Origin of the sequence: Kosakonia pseudosacchari, from assembly GCF_900184035.1 — a bacterium.
Lineage (GTDB): Bacteria > Pseudomonadota > Gammaproteobacteria > Enterobacterales > Enterobacteriaceae > Kosakonia > Kosakonia pseudosacchari.
Genome location: NZ_FXWP01000025.1, coordinates 211,576 through 231,789 on the forward strand (window position 1 = coordinate 211,576; position 20,214 = coordinate 231,789).

Consider the following 20,214-nt stretch of genomic DNA (forward strand, 5'->3'; position numbering starts at 1 on the left):
ATAGCAACGCGGTTAGAGAATTATTCCAGACCGGCGGCTTCACGCAGCAGCGCCGCTTTGTCGGTTTTTTCCCAAGGGAAAGTTTCGCGACCAAAGTGACCGTATGCGGCGGTTTGTTTGTAGATCGGATGCAGCAGATCCAGCATCTGAATCAAGCCGTACGGACGCAGATCGAAGAACTCGCGCACCAGCAGCGTCAGCTGTTCGCTGGCGATTTTCTCAGTACCGAACGTTTCCACCATGATGGAGGTCGGTTCAGCAACGCCGATAGCATAAGAAACCTGGATTTCGCAACGGTCAGCGAGACCTGCGGCAACGATGTTTTTCGCAACGTAACGCGCGGCATAAGCAGCGGAACGGTCAACTTTCGACGGATCTTTACCAGAGAAAGCGCCGCCGCCGTGGCGAGCCATACCGCCGTAGGTATCAACGATGATTTTACGCCCGGTCAGACCGCAGTCGCCCATTGGGCCACCGATCACGAAACGGCCAGTCGGGTTGATGAAGAATTTGGTCGAGGCATTCAGCCATTCGGTCGGCAGGATCGGTTTGATGATCTCTTCCATCACCGCTTCTTGCAGGGATTTCTGATCGATATCTTCTGCATGCTGAGTAGACAGAACTACCGCGTCGATGCCGACGATTTTGCCGTCGTCATACTGGAACGTTACCTGGCTTTTCGCGTCCGGACGCAGCCACGGCAGCGTGCCGTTTTTACGCACTTCAGCCTGACGCTCAACCAGACGGTGAGCATAGGTGATCGGCGCAGGCATCAGCACGTCGGTTTCATTGGTCGCATAGCCAAACATCAGGCCCTGGTCGCCAGCGCCCTGTTCCAGCGGGTCTGCACGGTCAACCCCCTGGTTGATATCCGGAGACTGTTTACCAATTGCGCTCAGTACGGCGCAGGAGTTGGCGTCAAAGCCCATGTCAGAATGCACATAGCCGATTTCACGTACGGTGTTACGGGTGATCTCTTCGATATCTACCCACGCGCTGGTGGTGATTTCGCCACCTACCAGCACCATGCCGGTTTTGACATAGGTTTCACAAGCAACGCGTGCTTTCGGATCCTGCTCGAGGATTGCATCCAGCACGGCATCGGAAATTTGGTCAGCGATTTTGTCAGGATGCCCTTCAGAGACGGACTCGGACGTAAAAAGGTGTTTTGCCATAGTAAGTTTTCACCCTGGAGTAATACGGTTAGCTCGAATTCTGTGTCCGGAGGTCTTCGCGTCTGGCGGACGCGGACTGCAGAAGGTGACACATGAAGTCTGCGTGTTAATCGGTTCTGCGCATACATTCTTCACGTATGGACGGATTAACATCTGGATGGCTATTCTAGGTTAACTCTTGACCTTATTGCCAGCGTTTTTTGATGCTCGCCACATCCTGTCACAAATAGTGACGGAAAATTTTCCTGGCAATGCGGCAAACACAGCTTTTTTATTTTGCATTTTCACCCCGTTATCGGTATAAAACGCCGCGCGCGGCTCATTAAAAAAAGCGCACGGCAGAAACGCTGTGTCGCCACTTCCAGCCGGGTTAAGCAGTGAATTTAATGGCTTTGGCTTGTCGCGGGTCTTAACGGCTTGCGTGGAGGTGATAAGAGATAATGAAGCGCTGTTTTCTACAGGACCTGTCGCGTCGTTCTGACGTGCGTTTATTCCCCGCAACCTGCATTTCGAATCTGCAAACCTGCCGATGTTATACCCATTTCGGCGCTTCTCAGGACTCCAGGGCCGGTAAGGCATTGTGATAACTGAACAAGGGCTCTCCTGTTAACACAGGGGTTTTCTCGTGGTTTCGCCGGGCTGTCATACTCGAGTCCCGATACGTGTTTTACAATGATATGAATAAGAAACCGGTCGCACAGTCGGTGCTTCAGCATATTGCGCTGAAAAGTCAGGCTGTTTATGGGTTGTTATCGCTATGTGTCACTGCGATAGTAGTCAACTATTTTACGCTTATGCATTTGCGCGCCGTAGCCGTTGGGCGTCGTGATATGCACAGGGTATACACTTTCATCTATTGAGGTTCGTTATGTCTGACGACATGTCTTCGGTTTCGCCTTCGTCAGCAGGCGAACAAGGTGTACTACGTTCCATGCAGGAGGTTGCGATGAGCTCCCAGGAAGCCAGCAAGATGCTTCGTACTTATAACATTGCCTGGTGGGGCAATAATTACTACGACGTCAACGAGCTGGGTCATATCAGCGTTTGCCCGGATCCGGACGTTCCAGAAGCCCGTGTCGACCTGGCGCAGCTGGTGAAAGCGCGTGAAGCGCAGGGGCAACGTCTGCCCGCGCTGTTCTGTTTCCCGCAGATCCTGCAACACCGTCTGCGTTCGATTAACGCCGCTTTCAAACGTGCGCGTGAATCTTACGGTTACAACGGTGACTATTTCCTGGTTTACCCGATCAAGGTGAACCAGCATCGCCGCGTGATTGAGTCACTGATCCATTCCGGCGAACCGCTGGGTCTGGAAGCGGGTTCCAAAGCGGAACTGATGGCGGTACTAGCGCACGCGGGTATGACCCGTTCGGTGATCGTGTGTAACGGTTATAAAGACCGTGAATACATTCGCCTCGCGCTGATTGGCGAAAAGATGGGCCATAAGGTCTATCTGGTGATTGAGAAGATGACCGAAATCGCCATCGTGCTGGAAGAAGCCGAACGCCTGAACGTGATACCGCGTCTTGGCGTACGTGCGCGTCTGGCGTCGCAGGGTTCCGGTAAATGGCAGTCCTCCGGCGGTGAGAAATCAAAATTTGGTCTGGCGGCAACCCAGGTTCTGCAACTGGTAGAAATGCTGCGCGAGCGCGGGCGTCTGGATAGCATCCAGTTGCTGCATTTCCACCTCGGTTCGCAGATGGCGAACATTCGCGATATCGCCACCGGCGTGCGTGAATCAGCGCGTTTCTATGTTGAGCTGCATAAGCTTGGCGTGAATATTCAGTGCTTCGACGTGGGCGGCGGCCTGGGCGTGGACTATGAAGGTACGCGTTCCCAGTCAGATTGTTCAGTGAACTATGGCCTGAACGAATACGCCAACAACATCATTTGGGCGATTGGCGATGCGTGTGAAGAGCACGGTCTGCCGCACCCGACGGTGATCACTGAATCTGGCCGTGCCGTAACTGCGCACCATACTGTGCTGGTTTCCAACATTATTGGCGTTGAGCGTAACGAATACACGCCGGCGACGCCGCCGGCAGACGACGCGCCGCGTGCGTTACAGAGCATGTGGGAAACCTGGCAGGAGATGCATGAGCCGGGTACGCGCCGTTCGCTGCGCGAATGGCTGCACGACAGCCAGATGGATCTGCATGATATCCATGTCGGTTACTCTTCCGGCACGTTCAGCCTGCAAGAGCGCGCATGGGCCGAGCAGCTTTATCTGAATATGTGCCACGAAGTGCAAAAACAGCTCGATCCGAGCAACCGCGCGCATCGCCCGATTATTGATGAGTTGCAGGAGCGCATGGCGGACAAAATGTACGTCAACTTCTCGCTGTTCCAGTCGATGCCGGATGCGTGGGGGATCGATCAACTGTTCCCGGTTCTGCCGCTGGAAGGGTTGAACCACGCGCCGGAACGCCGCGCAGTGTTGCTGGATATTACGTGTGATTCCGATGGCGCTATCGATCACTACGTGGATGGTGACGGGATTGCGACCACCATGCCGATGCCGGAATACGATCCAGAGAACCCGCCGATGCTGGGCTTCTTTATGGTCGGTGCTTACCAGGAGATCCTCGGTAATATGCATAACCTGTTCGGCGATACCGAAGCGGTTGACGTGTTTGTCTTCCCGGATGGTAGCGTTGAAGTGGAGCTTTCTGATGAAGGCGATACCGTGGCGGATATGTTGCAGTACGTGCAGCTCGATCCGAACACGCTGCTGACGCAGTTCCGCGATCAGGTGAAACAGACCGGGCTTGATGAGACGCTGCAACAGCAGTTCCTCGAAGAGTTCGAAGCCGGGCTTTACGGCTACACCTATCTGGAAGACGAATAACGCGTTTTAGTGTCTGACCGGTAACCAACGGAATCCCTTCCTCACCAGCGCGGTGCGGGAGGGATTTTTTTATCAGTAGGTCCAGCAGATCTTCTTCTGGAGGCAGCTGATATCAGCGGGATAGCGCGCCATCTCACCGCTGACAACATCCTGACGGGGAATCGTGGAATAGAGGTGTTGTCATTTTTCAACGCGTTGCGATCCGCGCGATCAATCTGGTAATTGATGCGTTTTGTTCGCTGTGCATCTTTTTCAGGTGAAACAAAAAGGGAGGCAGATTGCCTCCCTTTGGATTATTTAATGCCATCTGCCGCCATACGGTCACGGATGTGCTGCGCACGTTCAGCCGAGGCGGGGTGATCGTCAAACATTGAACTCTGACGGCCTTCTTCCATCTTCGCCAGTTTTTCGAAGCTGGTGGCTAACCCGGCTGGATTGATGCCGCGTTTGCGCAACAGGTCATAAGAGTAGTCATCCGCTTCGGCTTCCTGACGCTGTGAGAACTGCGAATTAACCAGTTGCTCGCCAAGCGCGCCAAGCTGCGACTGCGACAAGCTGCCCACAATCCCGCCGGCGGAGGCCGCCGCCGCGCGCACCGCATTGGTGCCGAGCGCAACCTGCATGCCTTTCTTCACATGTCCAAGCGCCACGTGGCCCATTTCGTGGCCAATCACCGCCTCAACTTCGTTGTCGGTCATCATGTCCATCAGCGCACTGTAAACACGGATGCAGCCATTCGCCATGGCGAAGGCGTTGACGTCTTTCGCCACGTAAACTTTGTAGTTCACTGGCTGGCCATTGATGTTGTCGCCCAGGGCGGCGGCAATTTTATTCAAACGCTGCGTGTACGGGCTGCTCGCCGGCGCGATGGTCGCTTTGCTGTCCATCTGTTTACAGGCGTCATCGCTAAGTGCTTTTACCTGCGCGTCGCTCAACGTATAGGCCTGGAACGCTTCCGCTCCTGAGCTGAGAAAACCGTTGGAGTTCATGTTCTGACACCCGGCAAGCAGGGTGGTCATTCCCAGAGCAAACAGGGCTTGGCGAATTTTCATTTGTTCTCTTCCGCAATGATTGGATAGCTATTCTGTTCATACACCAGCTCAGGCGAACCGGCGGTAAGCCTAAGTATAAGGAACAGAACAGAAGGCGGGCGAGGAGATTGCGCAACATGCGAGCAGCTTCCAGAGATTTCTGAATCGGCAAAAGGATGCTCCATGTACATGACTTGTCGCTTGGGTTACATTGTTGGCACTTTTTTCCGGCGTAGCCCAAAACGCGCTGTCGTCAAGTCGTTACGGGAACAGCCCTTAACAGTCCGATCTGGAGTCAAAATGTCCTCACGTAAAGAGCTTGCTAATGCTATTCGTGCGCTGAGCATGGACGCGGTACAGAAAGCCAAATCCGGTCACCCGGGAGCCCCGATGGGGATGGCCGATATCGCCGAAGTGCTGTGGCGTGATTTTCTGAACCATAACCCGACAAATCCGGCCTGGGCTGACCGTGACCGCTTTGTGCTGTCCAACGGCCACGGCTCGATGCTGATTTATAGCCTGCTGCACCTCACCGGCTACGATCTGCCGATGTCCGAACTGCAGAACTTCCGTCAGCTGCACTCAAAAACCCCGGGCCACCCGGAAGTGGGTTACACCGCCGGTGTTGAAACCACTACCGGCCCACTGGGCCAGGGCATTGCCAATGCGGTAGGTATGGCGATTGCGGAGAAAACCCTCGCAGCGCAGTTTAACCGCCCGGGTCATGACATTGTTGACCACTTCACCTACGCCTTTATGGGCGACGGCTGCATGATGGAAGGCATCTCCCACGAAGCCTGCTCGCTGGCCGGTACGCTGAAGCTGGGCAAACTGGTGGCGTTCTATGATGACAACGGCATCTCGATTGATGGTCACGTAGAAGGCTGGTTTACCGACGATACGGCGAAACGCTTTGAAGCCTATGGCTGGCATGTGGTTCGTGGCATTGACGGCCACAACGCAGACGCCATCAAACGCGCCGTTGAAGAAGCACGCAGCGTAACGGATAAACCGTCTCTGTTGATGTGCAAAACTATCATTGGTTTCGGTTCACCGAACAAAGCCGGTACCCACGACTCCCACGGTGCGCCGCTGGGTGACGCGGAAATCGCGCTGACCCGCGAGCAGCTTGGCTGGAAATATGCACCGTTTGAAATCCCGTCTGAAATCTATGCGCAGTGGGATGCAAAAGAAGCAGGTCAGGCAAAAGAAGCGGCGTGGAACGACAAGTTCGCTGCTTACGCGAAAGCCTTCCCGCAGGAAGCGGCTGAATTCACCCGCCGTATGAAGGGCGAGCTGCCGTCAGACTTCGACGCTAAAGCGCAGGCCTTTGTTGAAAAACTGCAGGCCAATCCGGCGAAAATCGCCAGCCGTAAAGCTTCGCAAAATGCTATCGAAGCCTTCGGCCCGCTGCTGCCGGAGTTCCTCGGCGGTTCCGCTGACCTGGCACCTTCTAACCTGACTATCTGGTCCGGTTCGAAAGCGATTAACGAAGACACTGCCGGTAACTACATTCACTACGGCGTGCGCGAGTTCGGCATGACGGCGATTGCCAACGGTATCGCTTTGCACGGCGGTTTCCTGCCGTATACCTCCACCTTCCTGATGTTTGTCGAATACGCCCGTAATGCGGTGCGTATGGCTGCGCTGATGAAACAGCGTCAGGTGCTGGTTTACACCCACGACTCAATTGGTCTGGGCGAAGATGGCCCGACTCACCAGCCGGTAGAGCAGGTCGCTTCCCTGCGCGTTACTCCGAATGTCAGCACCTGGCGTCCGTGTGACCAGGTGGAATCTGCGGTGGCGTGGAAATACGGTGTTGAGCGCCATGACGGCCCGACAGCGCTGATCCTCTCCCGTCAGAACCTGGCGCAGCAGGAGCGTACCGCGCAGCAACTGGCAGATATCGCCCGCGGTGCGTACGTACTGAAAGATTGCGCAGGTCAGCCGCAGCTGATCCTGATTGCCACCGGCTCAGAAGTAGAGCTGGCTGTTTCAGCGTGGGAAAAACTCTCTGCCGAAGGTGTGAAGGCTCGCGTGGTTTCCATGCCGTCCACCGACACGTTCGACAAACAGGATGCGGCTTACCGTGAGTCCGTACTGCCGAAAGCGGTCTCTGCTCGCGTGGCGATTGAAGCCGGTATTGCTGACTTCTGGTACAAATATGTCGGCCTGAATGGCGCTATTGTCGGTATGACCACCTTTGGTGAATCCGCCCCGGCAGAGCAACTGTTCGAGGAGTTTGGCTTCACCGTCGACAATGTTGTAGCAAAAGCGAAAGCGCTGCTGTAATCATCCTCTGGCCCGGCGGCGCAACGCCTGCCGGGCCAGCATTCCAGTGGGGGCCTCTGTTTTATTTAAGGCTACAGGTTTGCAGGCCAGCTAAACATAGCGTCATCCCCCTATAACAATCCCTCAGGCAACCATGCCTCTTTTTTAGCTTCTTCAGCCACTTATTACCCATTTAGTCCTCTCTTCACCGCACGGCTTATGCACCGTTGAGCTATGTATAAAAAATATACTGGATATTCGTACAGTAACTCGTATAATAATTCTACAAATTATCCAAGGTGAGTATGTGTAAGGAGTGAACCTATGGTAATCCCTGGTGAAAATTTCAATTCGCAACATGCGCTGGCGACGATCAGCAGCCGCGAAATCGCAAAATTGACAGGCCTGACGCACACCGAAGTGAAACGGATGGTGAAAAGCCTGGAGACTGCGCAACGACTCTCCCAGCCGGTAAATGAGCATATGTATGAGCGCGAAGGTGAGATGCGACAGGAGTTTTTGCTCAATAAGCGGGACTCATTGCTGACGGTTTCACGTCTCTCGCCGGGCTTTACCGCAGAAATGCTCGATCGCTGGCAGGAGAAAGAGTCGCTTATCAGCCTGCCCGATTTTACTAATCCGGCAGCCGCTGCGCGCGCGTGGGCCGAACAGTACGAAAAGCGTCAGCGCGCGGAAGCGCTACTTGCCGTTTCTGCCCCAAAGGCGGAGTTCTTTGACCGGTATGTCAGGGTTGAGGAGTCGCTTGGCTTCCGTCAGCTTTGTAAGATGCTTCGGGTGAAGGAATCTCAGTTCCGGAACTTTTTGCTTGAGCGCAACATTATGCAGCGCGTCGACGGTGCGCTGATGCCGCCGCAGTACCATATTGATGCGGGATACTTTACCGTCCACGGTGGCGTTGGGGAAAACAAGCGTAGCTGGTCTCAGGCGCGTTTTACCGCCAGAGGGGTGAAGTGGGTAGCCGATCTGTGGGCTAAGCAACTCTCCTCGCTGCCGGTTGAGATGCCACGCACAGAGCGTACTGAACCAAAAACGCCGGAACGCAGCTGGTTTTAATCATCCTCAGTAAAGCGTTTGCCGGAATCAACCTTCCTTTATCAACACATCACGCAGGGATGCTTTGTTGCGCTTGTTCCCCTTTCTGTAAATTCTTAACCCCAGCAAAAAGACCTTCGCGCGCGCCAATTATTCCAGTGAAAATGTGATGCAGGTCAGATTACTGGCGAAACCGTCTGGACAATCATTCCTTTTATTCCTGGTTTCGCTTATTCTAGCTGAAGCGTTTCAGTCGGCTAAATGTTCGACAAATAATCAAACAGACGCAGTTTAAGCAGGCGAGGATTCCCCTTCTGTGGTTGCTGGATTACTCTGTCATCCACTTCAGGCTGGCTAGCCTTGCAGGAGAGTTATGACCGTACGCATAGCGATTAATGGTTTCGGTCGCATCGGGCGCAACGTGGTTCGTGCTTTATATGAATCCGGGCGTCGGGCGGAAATCACCGTGGTGGCAATCAACGAACTCGCCGATGCCGTGGGCATGGCGCATTTGTTGAAATATGACACCAGCCATGGGCGTTTCGCATGGGATGTTCGCCAGGAGCGTGAACAACTGATTGTCGGCGATGACGTTATTCGCATTCTGCACGAGCGCACTATCGATGCGCTGCCGTGGCGCGAATTAGGCGTAGATGTAGTGCTCGACTGTACAGGTGTGTACGGTAACCGTGAGGATGGCGAGGCGCATCTGGCGGCGGGGGCGAAAAAAGTGCTCTTTTCCCATCCTGGTAGCCACGACCTTGATGCAACTATCGTTTTCGGCGTTAACCAAAATACGTTGCGATCCGACGACCTGCTGGTTTCAAACGCGTCCTGTACGACGAACTGTATTATTCCGGTCATAAAACTACTCGACGATGCGTATGGCATTGAGTCAGGAACCGTGACAACGATTCACTCGGCGATGCACGACCAGCAAGTGATTGATGCTTACCATCCCGATTTGCGGCGTACACGCGCGGCAAGCCAGTCCATCATCCCGGTGGATACCAAACTGGCAGCAGGTATCACGAGAATTTTCCCGCAGTTTAATGACAGATTTGAAGCGATAGCGGTGCGCGTGCCGACAATTAATGTCACCGCTATCGATCTGAGTGTAACGGTGAAGAAACCGGTAAAATCCTGTGAAGTCAATGCGTTGCTGCAAAAAGCAGCGCAGGGAACATTTCATGGTATAGTTGACTATACGGAATTACCGTTGGTTTCAACCGATTTTAACCACGATCCGCACAGTGCCATTGTTGATGGCACGCAGACACGGGTCAGTGGTGCGCACCTGATTAAAACCCTGGTATGGTGCGATAACGAATGGGGCTTTGCTAACCGAATGCTCGACACGACGTTAGCAATGGCGGCTATTGGTTTCAGGTAGGGCGCAACAGCGCTCGCAAAACTTTAAGAATCATTGAGAGGATTCACCATGTCTGTAATTAAGATGACCGATCTGGATCTGGCTGGTAAACGCGTTTTCATCCGTGCTGATCTGAACGTGCCGGTTAAAGATGGCAAAGTGACCAGCGACGCGCGTATCCGTGCTTCTCTGCCGACCATTGAACTGGCACTGAAGCAGGGTGCGAAAGTAATGGTGACTTCCCACCTGGGTCGCCCGACCGAAGGCGAGTACAACGAAGAATTCTCTCTGCTGCCGGTTGTTAACTATCTGAAAGACAAACTGTCCAACCCGGTTCGCCTGGTTAAAGATTACCTGGACGGCGTAGAAGTTGCCGCGGGTGAGCTGGTCGTTCTGGAAAACGTTCGCTTCAACAAAGGCGAGAAGAAAGACGACGAAGCACTCTCTAAAAAATACGCCGCACTGTGCGACGTCTTCGTAATGGATGCATTCGGTACTGCCCACCGCGCCCAGGCTTCTACGCATGGTATTGGTAAATTTGCTGATGTTGCTTGCGCAGGCCCGCTGCTAGCTGCTGAGCTGGACGCGCTGGGGAAAGCGCTGAAAGAACCGGCTCGTCCGATGGTTGCTATCGTTGGTGGTTCTAAAGTTTCCACTAAACTGACCGTTCTGGATTCTCTGTCAAAAATCGCTGACCAACTGATTGTAGGCGGCGGCATCGCTAACACCTTCGTTGCTGCTCAAGGCCACAATGTTGGTAAATCCCTGTACGAAGCTGACCTGGTTGATGAAGCCAAACGTCTGCTCGGTACTTGCGATATCCCGGTTCCGACGGATGTTCGCGTTGCGACAGAGTTCTCTGAAACCGCCACTGCGACCCTGAAATCTGTTTCTGACATCAAAGATGATGAGCAAATTCTGGATCTGGGCGACGTTTCTGCACAAAAACTGGCTGAAATCCTGAAAAACGCCAAAACTATTTTGTGGAACGGTCCGGTTGGCGTGTTTGAATTCCCGAACTTCCGTAAAGGTACCGAAATTGTGGCTAACGCGATTGCAGACAGCGACGCGTTCTCCATCGCAGGCGGCGGCGACACTCTGGCGGCGATTGACCTGTTTGGTATCTCTGACAAGATTTCCTACATCTCCACTGGCGGTGGCGCGTTCCTCGAATTTGTGGAAGGCAAAGTACTGCCGGCAGTAGCCATGCTCGAAGAGCGCGCTAAGAAGTAAGACATTCAAGGGCAGGGAAACCTGCCCTGTTTTCAGCGCGCTTTCGGGCTCGCTTTAATTCTCTACACAAAATCATTCAGGTTGCATCAAGGCGGCAACGGAGTGAAGCATCGGGAACTGACTGAAATAAGTCTCTGATGTAAGCGAAGGCAGCCAGCGCCGAGTCAGCTTGAAGGATGATGTGTACAACGGCCGAAGATACAGGACTACGTAACATGTCTAAAATTTTTGATTTCGTAAAACCTGGCGTGATCACTGGTGATGACGTTCAGAAAGTGTTCCAGGTAGCTAAAGAAAACAACTTCGCTCTGCCTGCGGTTAACTGCGTGGGTACTGACTCCATTAACGCTGTTCTGGAAGCTGCAGCGAAAGTTAAAGCGCCTGTTATCGTTCAGTTCTCTAACGGCGGCGCTGCGTTCATCGCAGGCAAAGGCGTGAAAACCGACGTTCCTCAGGGCGCTGCAATCCTCGGCGCAATCTCTGGTGCGCATCACGTACACCAGATGGCAGAACATTACGGCGTGCCGGTTATTCTGCATACTGACCACTGTGCGAAAAAACTGCTGCCGTGGATCGACGGCCTGCTGGACGCAGGTGAAAAACACTTCGCGGCTACCGGTAAACCGCTGTTCTCTTCTCACATGATTGACCTGTCTGAAGAGTCTCTGGAAGAGAACATCGCCATCAGCTCCAAATACTTGGCGCGTATGGCTAAAATGGGCATGACTCTGGAAATCGAACTGGGTTGCACCGGTGGTGAAGAAGACGGCGTGGATAACAGCCATATGGACGCGTCTGCACTGTACACCCAGCCGGAAGACGTTGATTACGCTTACACCGAGCTGAGCAAAATCAGCCCGCGTTTCACCATCGCCGCTTCCTTCGGTAACGTACACGGCGTGTACAAACCGGGTAACGTGAAACTGACCCCGACTATCCTGCGCGATTCTCAGGAATATGTTTCTAAGAAACATAATCTGCAGCACAACCCCCTGAACTTCGTTTTCCACGGTGGTTCCGGTTCTTCTGCTCAGGAAATCAAAGACTCTGTAAGCTACGGCGTTATCAAAATGAACATCGATACCGACACCCAGTGGGCAACCTGGGAAGGTATTCTGAAGTACTACAAAGAAAACGAAGCTTACCTGCAGGGCCAGTTGGGCAACCCGAAAGGCGCAGACCAGCCGAACAAAAAATACTACGATCCGCGTGTATGGCTGCGTGCAGCGCAGTCCAGCATGGTGACTCGTCTGGAACAGGCTTTCAAAGAGCTGAACGCGGTAGACGTTCTGTAATTTGTACTGTTTCTGTCTGAAAAGGCCCGCAAAATGCGGGCCTTTTTTATTGTGAATTCAACAAAATGCCTGCGAAGGCAAAATGTGATCAACTTGGCGAAATGGCGGCTTTTTGTTTACCCTTTAGGGATCTCTCCTTGCTGTAAGGGGGGGCCCGTTTTGGAACAACATAAGGAAGCACGAATGGAAGATCTTGACGTTGTCGACAGCATCAACAATGCAGGTTCGTGGCTGGTAAACAACCAGGCGCTGCTGTTGAGCTATGCCGTTAATATCGTGGCGGCCATTGCCATCATCATTGTCGGGATGATTGTGGCTCGCATTGTCTCGAATACCGTTAATCGCCTGATGGTGGCGCGCCACATTGACGCGACGGTGGCGGATTTTCTTTCCGCGCTGGTGCGTTACGGTATTATCGCGTTTACTTTGATTGCTGCTCTGGGCCGCGTTGGCGTGCAAACTGCCTCGGTGATCGCGGTGCTTGGTGCCGCCGGTCTGGCTATCGGTCTGGCGCTGCAAGGTTCACTCTCTAACCTCGCTGCTGGTGTGTTGCTGGTGACTTTCCGCCCGTTCCGCTCAGGCGAGTATGTTGATCTGGGTGGCGTGGCCGGTACGGTATTGCAGGTGCAGATTTTCTCCACCACCATGCGCACTGTCGATGGGCGTATTGTGGTTATTCCGAACGGCAAAATCATTGCCGGGAATATTGTTAACTTCTCTCGTGAACCCGTGCGCCGTAACGAGTTTATTATTGGCGTGGCGTATGATTCAGATATCGATGAGGTGAAACGCATCCTGACTGACATTATTCAGGCTGACGAACGCATTATCAAAGATCGAGAAATGACGGTACGCCTCAATGAATTGGGGCCTTCATCGATTAATTTTGTGGTACGTGTCTGGAGCAAGAGCAGCGATCTGCAAAACGTTTATTGGGATGTGCTGGAACTTATCAAACGCCGTTTTGATGAAAATGGTATCAGTTTCCCGTATCCACAGATGGACGTGAATTTCAAACGCGTGAAAGATTCCACCAGGCAGTAAACATCAGGGCCGGGGTTCCGGCCTTATTTGTATCCTTCATTATTAGCATTACTTATTAACGATAAGTATTATCCATTTCATCTAATGATTATCCCGCGCTATAGTCAGCATTTGAAACGACTCTGATGGAATTACCACGTGCTATCTTATTATTTTCAAGGCCTTATGCTTGGGGCCGCGTTGATCCTGCCGCTTGGACCACAAAATGCTTTTGTCATGAACCAGGGGATCCGCAGGCAGTTCCACATCATGACCGCAGCGCTTTGCACGCTCAGCGACGTATTACTGATTTGCGCGGGCATTTTCGGTGGGAGCGCATTGCTGATGCAGTCGCCGTGGCTGTTGGCAATGGTGACGTGGGGCGGCGTGGCGTTTCTGCTGTGGTACGGCTTTGGCGCACTGAAAACGGCGTTCGGTAGCAAGATGGAACTGGCGAGTGCTGAAGCATTGCGGCAGGGGCGCTGGAGTATCATCGCCACGATGCTGGCAGTTACCTGGTTGAACCCTCACGTTTACCTCGACACGTTTGTGGTGCTCGGCAGTCTGGGTGGTCAGCTTGATGCGGAGCCAAAACGCTGGTTTGCGCTGGGCACGGTGAGCGCCTCCTTCCTGTGGTTTTTCAGCCTTGCTTTACTTGCGGCCTGGCTTGCGCCACGTTTGCGCACGGCGCAAGCACAGCGGGTGATTAACACCCTGGTGGGCCTGGTGATGTGGTTTATCGCTTTCCAGCTGGCACGAGAGGGCGTGCACCATATGCAGGGATTATTCAGTTAAGGTAAGTCCGATGGACAATTCACGCTTAGCCGCTAAGCTTGCTGCCAGGCGTCCTGCAATTCGGGGCGTAACAAAAGCACCATGGAGGAGCAACTGTGAAATATAAAGTGATGGCCCTGGCGGCAATGATCGGTTTCAGCGCGATGGCGGTACAGGCGAGCGAATTGCCGGACGGCCCGCATATTGTCACCTCGGGTACGGCAAGCGTGGACGCGACCCCGGACATCGCCACGCTGGCGATTGAGGTTAATGTCGCCGCGAAAGACGCTGCCTCAGCCAAAAAACAGGCCGATGACCGTGTTGCGCAATATCTTAGCTTTCTTGAGCAAAACGGCATTGCCCGGAAAGACATTAATTCCGCGAACTTACGCACACAGCCCGATTATGACTACCAGAACGGCAAAAGTATTCTGAAAGGCTACCGCGCAGTGCGTACTGTGGAAGTCACGCTGCGAGAGCTGGACAAACTTAATTCACTGCTGGATGGCGCGCTGAAAGCGGGGCTGAACGAAATTCGTTCTGTATCCCTGGGCGTTGCGCAACCGGAGTCTTTCAAAGATAAAGCGCGCAAAGCGGCTATCGATGATGCAACGCACCAGGCACAGCAGTTAGCGGCGGGCTTTAACGCTAAACTCGGCCCGATCTACAGCGTGCGCTACCATGTTTCCAACTATCAGCCGAGCCCAATGGTACGCATGATGAAAGCGGATGCGCCAGAAGCCGCTTCCGCACAGGAAACTTATGAGCAACCGTCGATTCAGTTTGCTGATCAGGTAGATGTCGTGTTCCAGCTGGAACCGACTCAGAGCCAGCCGCAGACTGCGGCACCGGCGAAGTAACCCCTTTCGCCCTCTCCCGGCCGGGAAGAGGGCGTTTTATTAATCCTGCCTTAACACCCGATGCCCATATTCCAGCAATGCGTCCGTGACGTTGCGCATCATCCGGCTTTCTGGCGCAAACCGGTGCCAGTACAGCATCCGGCGCTGCAACAAACCGGGCGTCAGGTCGATCAGATCGCCGCTGTTCAGCTCTTTTTCGATTTGCAGATGCGGGATCATGCAGCAGGTTGTCCCCTGGCGCGCCAGTTGTACAAACGCTTCGGAAGAGTTGACGATATGGCAAGGCACGCTGCCCGGCGGTAAGTCGAAATACTGCTGTAAAAATGCCTGATGCATATCATCGAGATGATCAAACGCGACCGCCGGTGCTTTTAGCAATGCGGAGCGGGTGACGCCGTTCGGGAAATAGCGCTCGGCGAACGCTTTCGAACCGACGAACAGATAATCCAGCGCGCCGAGTTGGTCGACCAGGCAACTGGGCAGCGCCTGCGGCTGAATACTCACCGCGCCAACTACCTCACCGCGACGCAAACGCTCCTGGGTACGGGTTTCGTCTTCCACCTGCAGATTCAGGCGAATCGGTGAGTCGGCCAGTACCGGGGCCAATGCCGGCAATAGCCAGGTCGCCAGGCTGTCGGCGTTGACCGCCAGCGATAACAGCAGCGGTGTGGAACCGGTTTGTTCGTCGCCAAGCCACTCTTCTTCGAGTAGCTCGACTTGGCGCAGCAACGCCAGCAGTTTTTGCCCTTGCTCGGTGGGACGAGGTGGCACGGTACGCACCAGCAGCGGCTGACCAAACATATTTTCCAGTTGCTTAATGCGCTGCGACACGGCGGACTGGGTAATACACAGCTTTTGTGCGGCACGTTCAAATCCGCGCTCACGAATAACCGCATCAAGCGCCTGTAATGTTCTGTAGTCCGGACGTTTCATTGCTCGGGCATTCTCCTGAAAAAATCGTACTCAGCACTATGACATAAATTTTTGTTCGGTACAGACGAAATTGGACGTCGCGTAATGTGACCCTGGTCACAGGGACATTTAGGGTAACGCTGGTCTATAATGCGCCTGAAATTTCACACCACAGGCAAACGACCATGACGCAGGATGAACTCAAAAAAGCAGTGGGCTGGGCAGCGCTGAAGTATGTAGAACCTGGCACCATTGTGGGGGTTGGCACTGGCTCTACCGCGGCGCACTTTATTGACGCGCTGGGCACAATGAAAGGCCAGATTGAAGGCGCGGTTTCCAGCTCGGACGCGTCCACCGAGAAACTGAAAAGCCTTGGCATTACCGTGTTCGATCTCAACGAGGTGGACCGCCTGGGCATTTATGTGGACGGCGCGGATGAGATTAACGGCCAGATGCAGATGATCAAAGGCGGCGGCGCGGCGCTGACGCGTGAGAAAATTATCGCCTCGGTGGCGGATAAATTCATCTGCATCGCGGATGCCTCCAAGCAGGTGGATATCCTCGGCAAATTCCCGCTGCCGGTGGAAGTGATTCCGATGGCGCGGAGCGCTGTCGCTCGCGAGCTGGTTAAGCTGGGCGGTCGGCCGGAATATCGGCAGAACGTGGTGACAGATAACGGCAACGTCATCCTGGATGTTTATGGTCTTGAGATCGTCGATCCGATTGCGCTGGAAAACAGCATCAATGCGCTGCCAGGCGTAGTGACTGTCGGGTTATTTGCTAACCGTGGCGCGGATGTGGCGCTGATCGGCACCGCTGAAGGCGTGAAAACTATCGTGAAATGATCTGACAGGGAGGCGCATGCCTCCCTGTAAAAAATCTGCAATCGGCAAATTTGGTGATATCTGTCACGTTTTTGCCATTGCCATACGTTACCTGCCGCTAGCTTCTTATTTCTTAGCATTTTTCTCTACCATTTCCCGCTGTATGACATTTCTTCAGATGCGCGACGCAAACGTTCATATTGCCGCGATAGTTTTTTTTGATATGTTGACTAACGCGGATTGCAATCTGCACAACATCACAGTCAAGACAAAAAACAGGGTCGGGTAAATGGCAAAGGTATCACTGGAGAAAGACAAGATTAAATTTCTGCTCGTCGAAGGGGTGCACCAGAAAGCTCTGGATAGCCTTCGCGCTGCGGGTTACACCAACATTGAGTTTCACAAAGGCGCGCTGGATAGCGAGCAACTGAAAGAGTCCATCCGTGATGCCCACTTTATCGGCCTGCGATCCCGTACTCAACTGACTGAAGATATCATCGCTGCGGCGGAAAAACTGGTGGCTATCGGCTGTTTCTGTATCGGTACCAACCAGGTGAATCTGGATGCGGCGGCAAAGCGCGGTATTCCGGTATTCAACGCGCCATTCTCCAACACCCGTTCGGTGGCAGAATTAGTGATTGGCGAACTGCTGCTGCTGATGCGCGGTATCCCTGAAGCGAACGCCAAAGCGCACCGTGGTATCTGGAATAAGCTGGCGGTTGGCTCGTATGAAGCGCGCGGTAAAAAACTCGGTATCATCGGTTACGGTCATATTGGTACGCAGCTCGGCATTCTGGCGGAATCGCTGGGGATGCACGTCTATTTCTATGATATCGAAAGCAAATTGCCTCTCGGTAATGCAACCCAGGTGCAACATCTCTCCGACTTGTTGAATATGAGCGATGTGGTGAGCCTGCATGTGCCGGAAAACGCGTCGACCAAAGATATGATTGGCCCGGAAGAGCTGGCGCTGATGAAACCGGGCGCTCTGCTGATCAACGCCGCACGCGGTACGGTGGTGGATATTCCGGCGCTGTGCGATGCGCTGAAGCGTAAACACCTGGCAGGTGCGGCAATCGACGTGTTCCCGACGGAACCGGCGACGAACAGCGATCCGTTTGACTCTCCGCTGTGTGAATTCGACAACGTCCTGCTGACGCCGCACATTGGCGGTTCCACGCAGGAAGCGCAGGAAAATATCGGTCTGGAAGTGGCCGGAAAATTGATCAAGTACTCCGATAACGGTTCGACGCTGTCTGCGGTGAATTTCCCGGAAGTTTCTCTGCCGCTGCACGGTGGCCGTCGTTTACTGCACATCCACGAAAACCGTCCTGGTGTGCTGACCGCGCTCAACCAAATTTTCGCCAGCCAGAATATCAACATTGCAGCGCAGTACCTGCAAACCACGCCGTATATGGGTTATGTGGTTATTGATATTGAAGCGGATGAAGATGTGGCGCAGAAAGCGTTGCAGAGCATGAAAGCGATTCCGGGTACCATTCGTTCCCGTCTGTTGTTCTAAACGTTGCTTATTCCTCTCCCGCAAGGGAGAGGAAAGTTACCACTGCCATAATTTTGATGGTGTAACCACCGCAGGCAACGGGATATCCCACTCTTCCACTGGCAGCTTCTCCACACCCTGGCAGTCATGCGCGTAACCCACCGGATTCAGGCCATATTCGCGCCAGTTTTGTAACGTGCGATCGTAAAAACCACCGCCCATTCCCAGGCGTTGCCCTTGTTCATCAAAGGCGACCAGCGGCGTAATCAGCACGTCGAGCTGGCTCAGCGGTAACACATCACGCACATCCAGCTTCGGTTCCTGAATTTTCAGACGGTTAACCACCAGTTCGCTGTGCGGGTGGTAATGCAGAAACAGCAAATTGCCGGGGCTAAAGGGGTGCAATACCGGCAAATAAACGCGTTTGCCGCTACGCCAGAGTTGTTCAATGAGCGGCTGGGTATCCAGCTCGCCATCAAAAGAGAGAAACAACGCTACGCTATGTGCCATCACAACCGGCGCATACGCCATCATGCGTGCCGCGGCCTGCTGGGCAAAGTGTGTTTGTTGTTCAGGAGTGAGTTCACGCCGGCGCTGGCGAATAACTTTGCGGATTTCTTGTCGTGACGAAGGAAAATCAGGAAGTTGCGTCATGATGGTTGTAAAAAGAAGGGAATCTCCGAGATGCCGCCGCTGGCTGTAACCCTTGAACCCTTGGTTCAAGGTGAATGCGTCGTCATAGCTTTAAGGCTTCTCGGACGGACCGAGCATGCTCACCAACCATGGATCGCCACATTCTTGTGGTATGAAATATCGGCTCAGGGGACTGGCCCGCTTGCAAACATCTCAGAGATATTTTTTGGCTTCACGGTCACTCTAACACAAATGACCCTGAAGCGTTATTCAAACTTTGGTCCCGGTCTTTCTGTTATGCGACCTTGATCAAGCAATGCCTGTTCGATGGTCTGCTGTAACATCCGAATACGCTGTTCCATGCTGGCGGCGTATTCGCGGGTCTTTGCTTTTTCCTGAGTCAGCTCGTAACTAATGTTCAACGCGGCGATAAACACCAACTGCTCAGTATTTGTGACTCTAGTGCGAACCTTCAGATCTTGCAACCGCTGATTCAGATCCTCCGCGGCCTGATTCAGAGCATCTCTCTGTTCAGGCGGGCAATTCACTCGCAGTGAACGGCCAAAAATTTGGATATCGACGGGTTGTGCAGACATGCCACCTTCCTGCTGTTTGACTGCGCTCTGCCTTCGCATCCGAGCCCTGGGCTGCGAAGGGGCGACACTATAAGCTACCCCGGCGCGCGCTTTCAAGCTTTTTGCGTCTATACCTTAATGATTCGGAGTGCATGCAAACGCATGGAACGTGAAGCATCACGGGTATATCACCAGGGGCCAAAGTGGTAGCATATCATGAATATTCCCCCCAACGACGACGAATGCGCATGTCTATACAGAACGAAATACCTGGTTACAACGATGTAGCCCAGCTACTCAACCAACAGGGCGTTGGATTACTTCCTGCTGAAATGCACGGGCTTATCGCGGGGATCCTCTGCGGCGGTAACAACGATAGTTCCTGGCAGCCGTTGCTGCATGATTTAACCAATGACGGTCTGGCATTCGGTCACGAACTGGCGCAAGCGCTGCGCAGCATGCATTCAGCAACCAGCGACTCACTGGAAGACGACGGTTTCTTGTTCCAGCTCTATCTGCCGGATGGCGACGATGTTAGCGTTTTCGACCGCGCTGACGCGCTGGCGGGCTGGGTGAACCATTTCCTGCTGGGGCTGGGCGTCACTCAGCCGAAGCTCGATAAAGTGACCGGTGAAACCGGCGAAGCGATTGACGATCTGCGCAACATTGCGCAGCTGGGTTATGACGAAGACGAAGATCAAGAAGAGCTGGAAATGTCGCTCGAAGAGATCGTCGAATACGTCCGTGTCGCGGCGCTGCTGTGCCACGACACTTTCACGCGGCCACAGCCTACCGCGCCGGAAGTGCGTAAACCCACGTTACATTAATTCACCTTGT

General features: G+C 53.6%; 19 protein-coding genes and 1 other RNA gene. 14 read left to right on the forward strand and 6 right to left on the reverse strand.

Features of this window, described 5'->3' with window-relative positions; genetic code table 11:
* Positions 1–20: 20 nt before the first annotated feature.
* Positions 21–1,175: a methionine adenosyltransferase gene (metK, locus tag BN2591_RS19580; RefSeq protein ID WP_086873503.1), complete on the reverse strand. Its 1,155-nt coding sequence runs from the start codon at positions 1,173–1,175 to the stop codon at positions 21–23.
* Positions 1,176–1,615: 440 nt separating this feature from the next.
* Between metK and BN2591_RS25025 the strand changes: the two genes are divergently transcribed.
* The 3 genes from BN2591_RS25025 (at position 1,616) to speA (ending at position 4,020) form a co-directional block, all read left to right on the forward strand.
* Complete coding sequence (locus tag BN2591_RS25025) at positions 1,616–1,759, forward strand: hypothetical protein (protein ID WP_419177757.1); 144 nt, start codon at positions 1,616–1,618, stop codon at positions 1,757–1,759.
* A gap of 93 nt (positions 1,760–1,852) precedes the next feature.
* Positions 1,853–2,035, forward strand: a complete 183-nt coding sequence (gene yqgB, locus BN2591_RS25030; protein WP_141399354.1) for an acid stress response protein YqgB — start codon at positions 1,853–1,855, stop codon at positions 2,033–2,035.
* An 8-nt stretch (positions 2,036–2,043) separates the two neighbouring features.
* Positions 2,044–4,020: a biosynthetic arginine decarboxylase gene (speA, locus tag BN2591_RS19590; protein ID WP_086873505.1), complete on the forward strand. Its 1,977-nt coding sequence runs from the start codon at positions 2,044–2,046 to the stop codon at positions 4,018–4,020.
* A 293-nt stretch (positions 4,021–4,313) separates the two neighbouring features.
* On the opposite strand, the gene loiP is transcribed toward speA, so the two are convergent.
* The gene (loiP, locus tag BN2591_RS19595) at positions 4,314–5,072 is read right to left on the reverse strand and encodes a metalloprotease LoiP (protein WP_086873506.1); all 759 of its coding nucleotides are present in this window, start codon (positions 5,070–5,072) and stop codon (positions 4,314–4,316) included.
* Positions 5,073–5,351: 279 nt separating this feature from the next.
* Here loiP and tkt point away from each other — a divergent pair, with 279 nt between their 5' ends.
* The 8 genes from tkt to BN2591_RS19635 all read left to right on the forward strand — a co-directional run bounded on the left by tkt (position 5,352) and on the right by BN2591_RS19635 (position 14,932).
* Complete coding sequence (gene tkt / locus BN2591_RS19600) at positions 5,352–7,343, forward strand: transketolase (RefSeq protein ID WP_086873507.1); 1,992 nt, start codon at positions 5,352–5,354, stop codon at positions 7,341–7,343.
* Positions 7,344–7,646: 303 nt separating this feature from the next.
* Positions 7,647–8,396, forward strand: a complete 750-nt coding sequence (locus BN2591_RS19605) for a phage antirepressor KilAC domain-containing protein (protein ID WP_086873508.1) — start codon at positions 7,647–7,649, stop codon at positions 8,394–8,396.
* 352 nt (positions 8,397–8,748) lie between these two features.
* A complete protein-coding gene (gene epd / locus BN2591_RS19610; RefSeq protein ID WP_086873509.1) occupies positions 8,749–9,768 on the forward strand; it encodes an erythrose-4-phosphate dehydrogenase in 1,020 nt (339 codons plus the stop codon).
* A gap of 48 nt (positions 9,769–9,816) precedes the next feature.
* On the forward strand, positions 9,817–10,980 hold the full coding sequence (gene pgk, locus BN2591_RS19615) for a phosphoglycerate kinase (protein WP_086873510.1): 1,164 nt from the start codon (positions 9,817–9,819) through the stop codon (positions 10,978–10,980).
* Positions 10,981–11,195: 215 nt separating this feature from the next.
* Positions 11,196–12,275: a class II fructose-bisphosphate aldolase gene (gene fbaA, locus BN2591_RS19620; protein WP_086873511.1), complete on the forward strand. Its 1,080-nt coding sequence runs from the start codon at positions 11,196–11,198 to the stop codon at positions 12,273–12,275.
* A gap of 183 nt (positions 12,276–12,458) precedes the next feature.
* Positions 12,459–13,319 carry a small-conductance mechanosensitive channel MscS gene (mscS, locus tag BN2591_RS19625; protein WP_086873512.1) on the forward strand — a complete coding sequence of 287 codons (861 nt, stop codon included), beginning with the start codon at positions 12,459–12,461 and terminating at the stop codon, positions 13,317–13,319.
* Positions 13,320–13,457: 138 nt separating this feature from the next.
* Positions 13,458–14,093: an arginine exporter ArgO gene (gene argO, locus BN2591_RS19630; RefSeq protein ID WP_086873513.1), complete on the forward strand. Its 636-nt coding sequence runs from the start codon at positions 13,458–13,460 to the stop codon at positions 14,091–14,093.
* A 95-nt stretch (positions 14,094–14,188) separates the two neighbouring features.
* On the forward strand, positions 14,189–14,932 hold the full coding sequence (locus BN2591_RS19635; protein WP_086873514.1) for an oxidative stress defense protein: 744 nt from the start codon (positions 14,189–14,191) through the stop codon (positions 14,930–14,932).
* Positions 14,933–14,971: 39 nt separating this feature from the next.
* Here BN2591_RS19635 and argP read toward each other — a convergent pair whose 3' ends face one another.
* Entirely contained in the window at positions 14,972–15,865 is an 894-nt protein-coding gene (argP, locus tag BN2591_RS19640) for a DNA-binding transcriptional regulator ArgP (RefSeq protein WP_017457598.1), read from the reverse strand.
* Between the two features lie 164 nt (positions 15,866–16,029).
* On the opposite strand from argP, the gene rpiA reads away from it, so the two are divergent.
* Positions 16,030–16,689 (forward strand): ribose-5-phosphate isomerase RpiA, encoded by a 660-nt coding sequence (gene rpiA, locus BN2591_RS19645; protein WP_086873515.1) that lies wholly within the window; start codon positions 16,030–16,032, stop codon positions 16,687–16,689.
* A 268-nt stretch (positions 16,690–16,957) separates the two neighbouring features.
* Positions 16,958–18,190, forward strand: coding sequence for a phosphoglycerate dehydrogenase (gene serA / locus BN2591_RS19655; RefSeq protein ID WP_017457601.1), 1,233 nt, complete (start codon positions 16,958–16,960; stop codon positions 18,188–18,190).
* A 36-nt stretch (positions 18,191–18,226) separates the two neighbouring features.
* Here the strand turns inward: serA and BN2591_RS19660 are convergent, their stop codons facing one another.
* The 3 genes from BN2591_RS19660 to zapA all read right to left on the reverse strand — a co-directional run bounded on the left by BN2591_RS19660 (position 18,227) and on the right by zapA (position 19,398).
* A complete protein-coding gene (locus BN2591_RS19660) occupies positions 18,227–18,823 on the reverse strand; it encodes a 5-formyltetrahydrofolate cyclo-ligase (protein ID WP_086873517.1) in 597 nt (198 codons plus the stop codon).
* Between the two features lie 18 nt (positions 18,824–18,841).
* A non-coding RNA gene (gene ssrS, locus BN2591_RS19665) (6S RNA) lies at positions 18,842–19,025 on the reverse strand.
* Between the two features lie 43 nt (positions 19,026–19,068).
* Complete coding sequence (zapA, locus tag BN2591_RS19670; RefSeq protein WP_017457603.1) at positions 19,069–19,398, reverse strand: cell division protein ZapA; 330 nt, start codon at positions 19,396–19,398, stop codon at positions 19,069–19,071.
* Positions 19,399–19,625: 227 nt separating this feature from the next.
* Here zapA and BN2591_RS19675 point away from each other — a divergent pair, with 227 nt between their 5' ends.
* Positions 19,626–20,204, forward strand: a complete 579-nt coding sequence (locus BN2591_RS19675) for a YecA/YgfB family protein (protein WP_086873856.1) — start codon at positions 19,626–19,628, stop codon at positions 20,202–20,204.
* Positions 20,205–20,214: the final 10 nt, after the last annotated feature.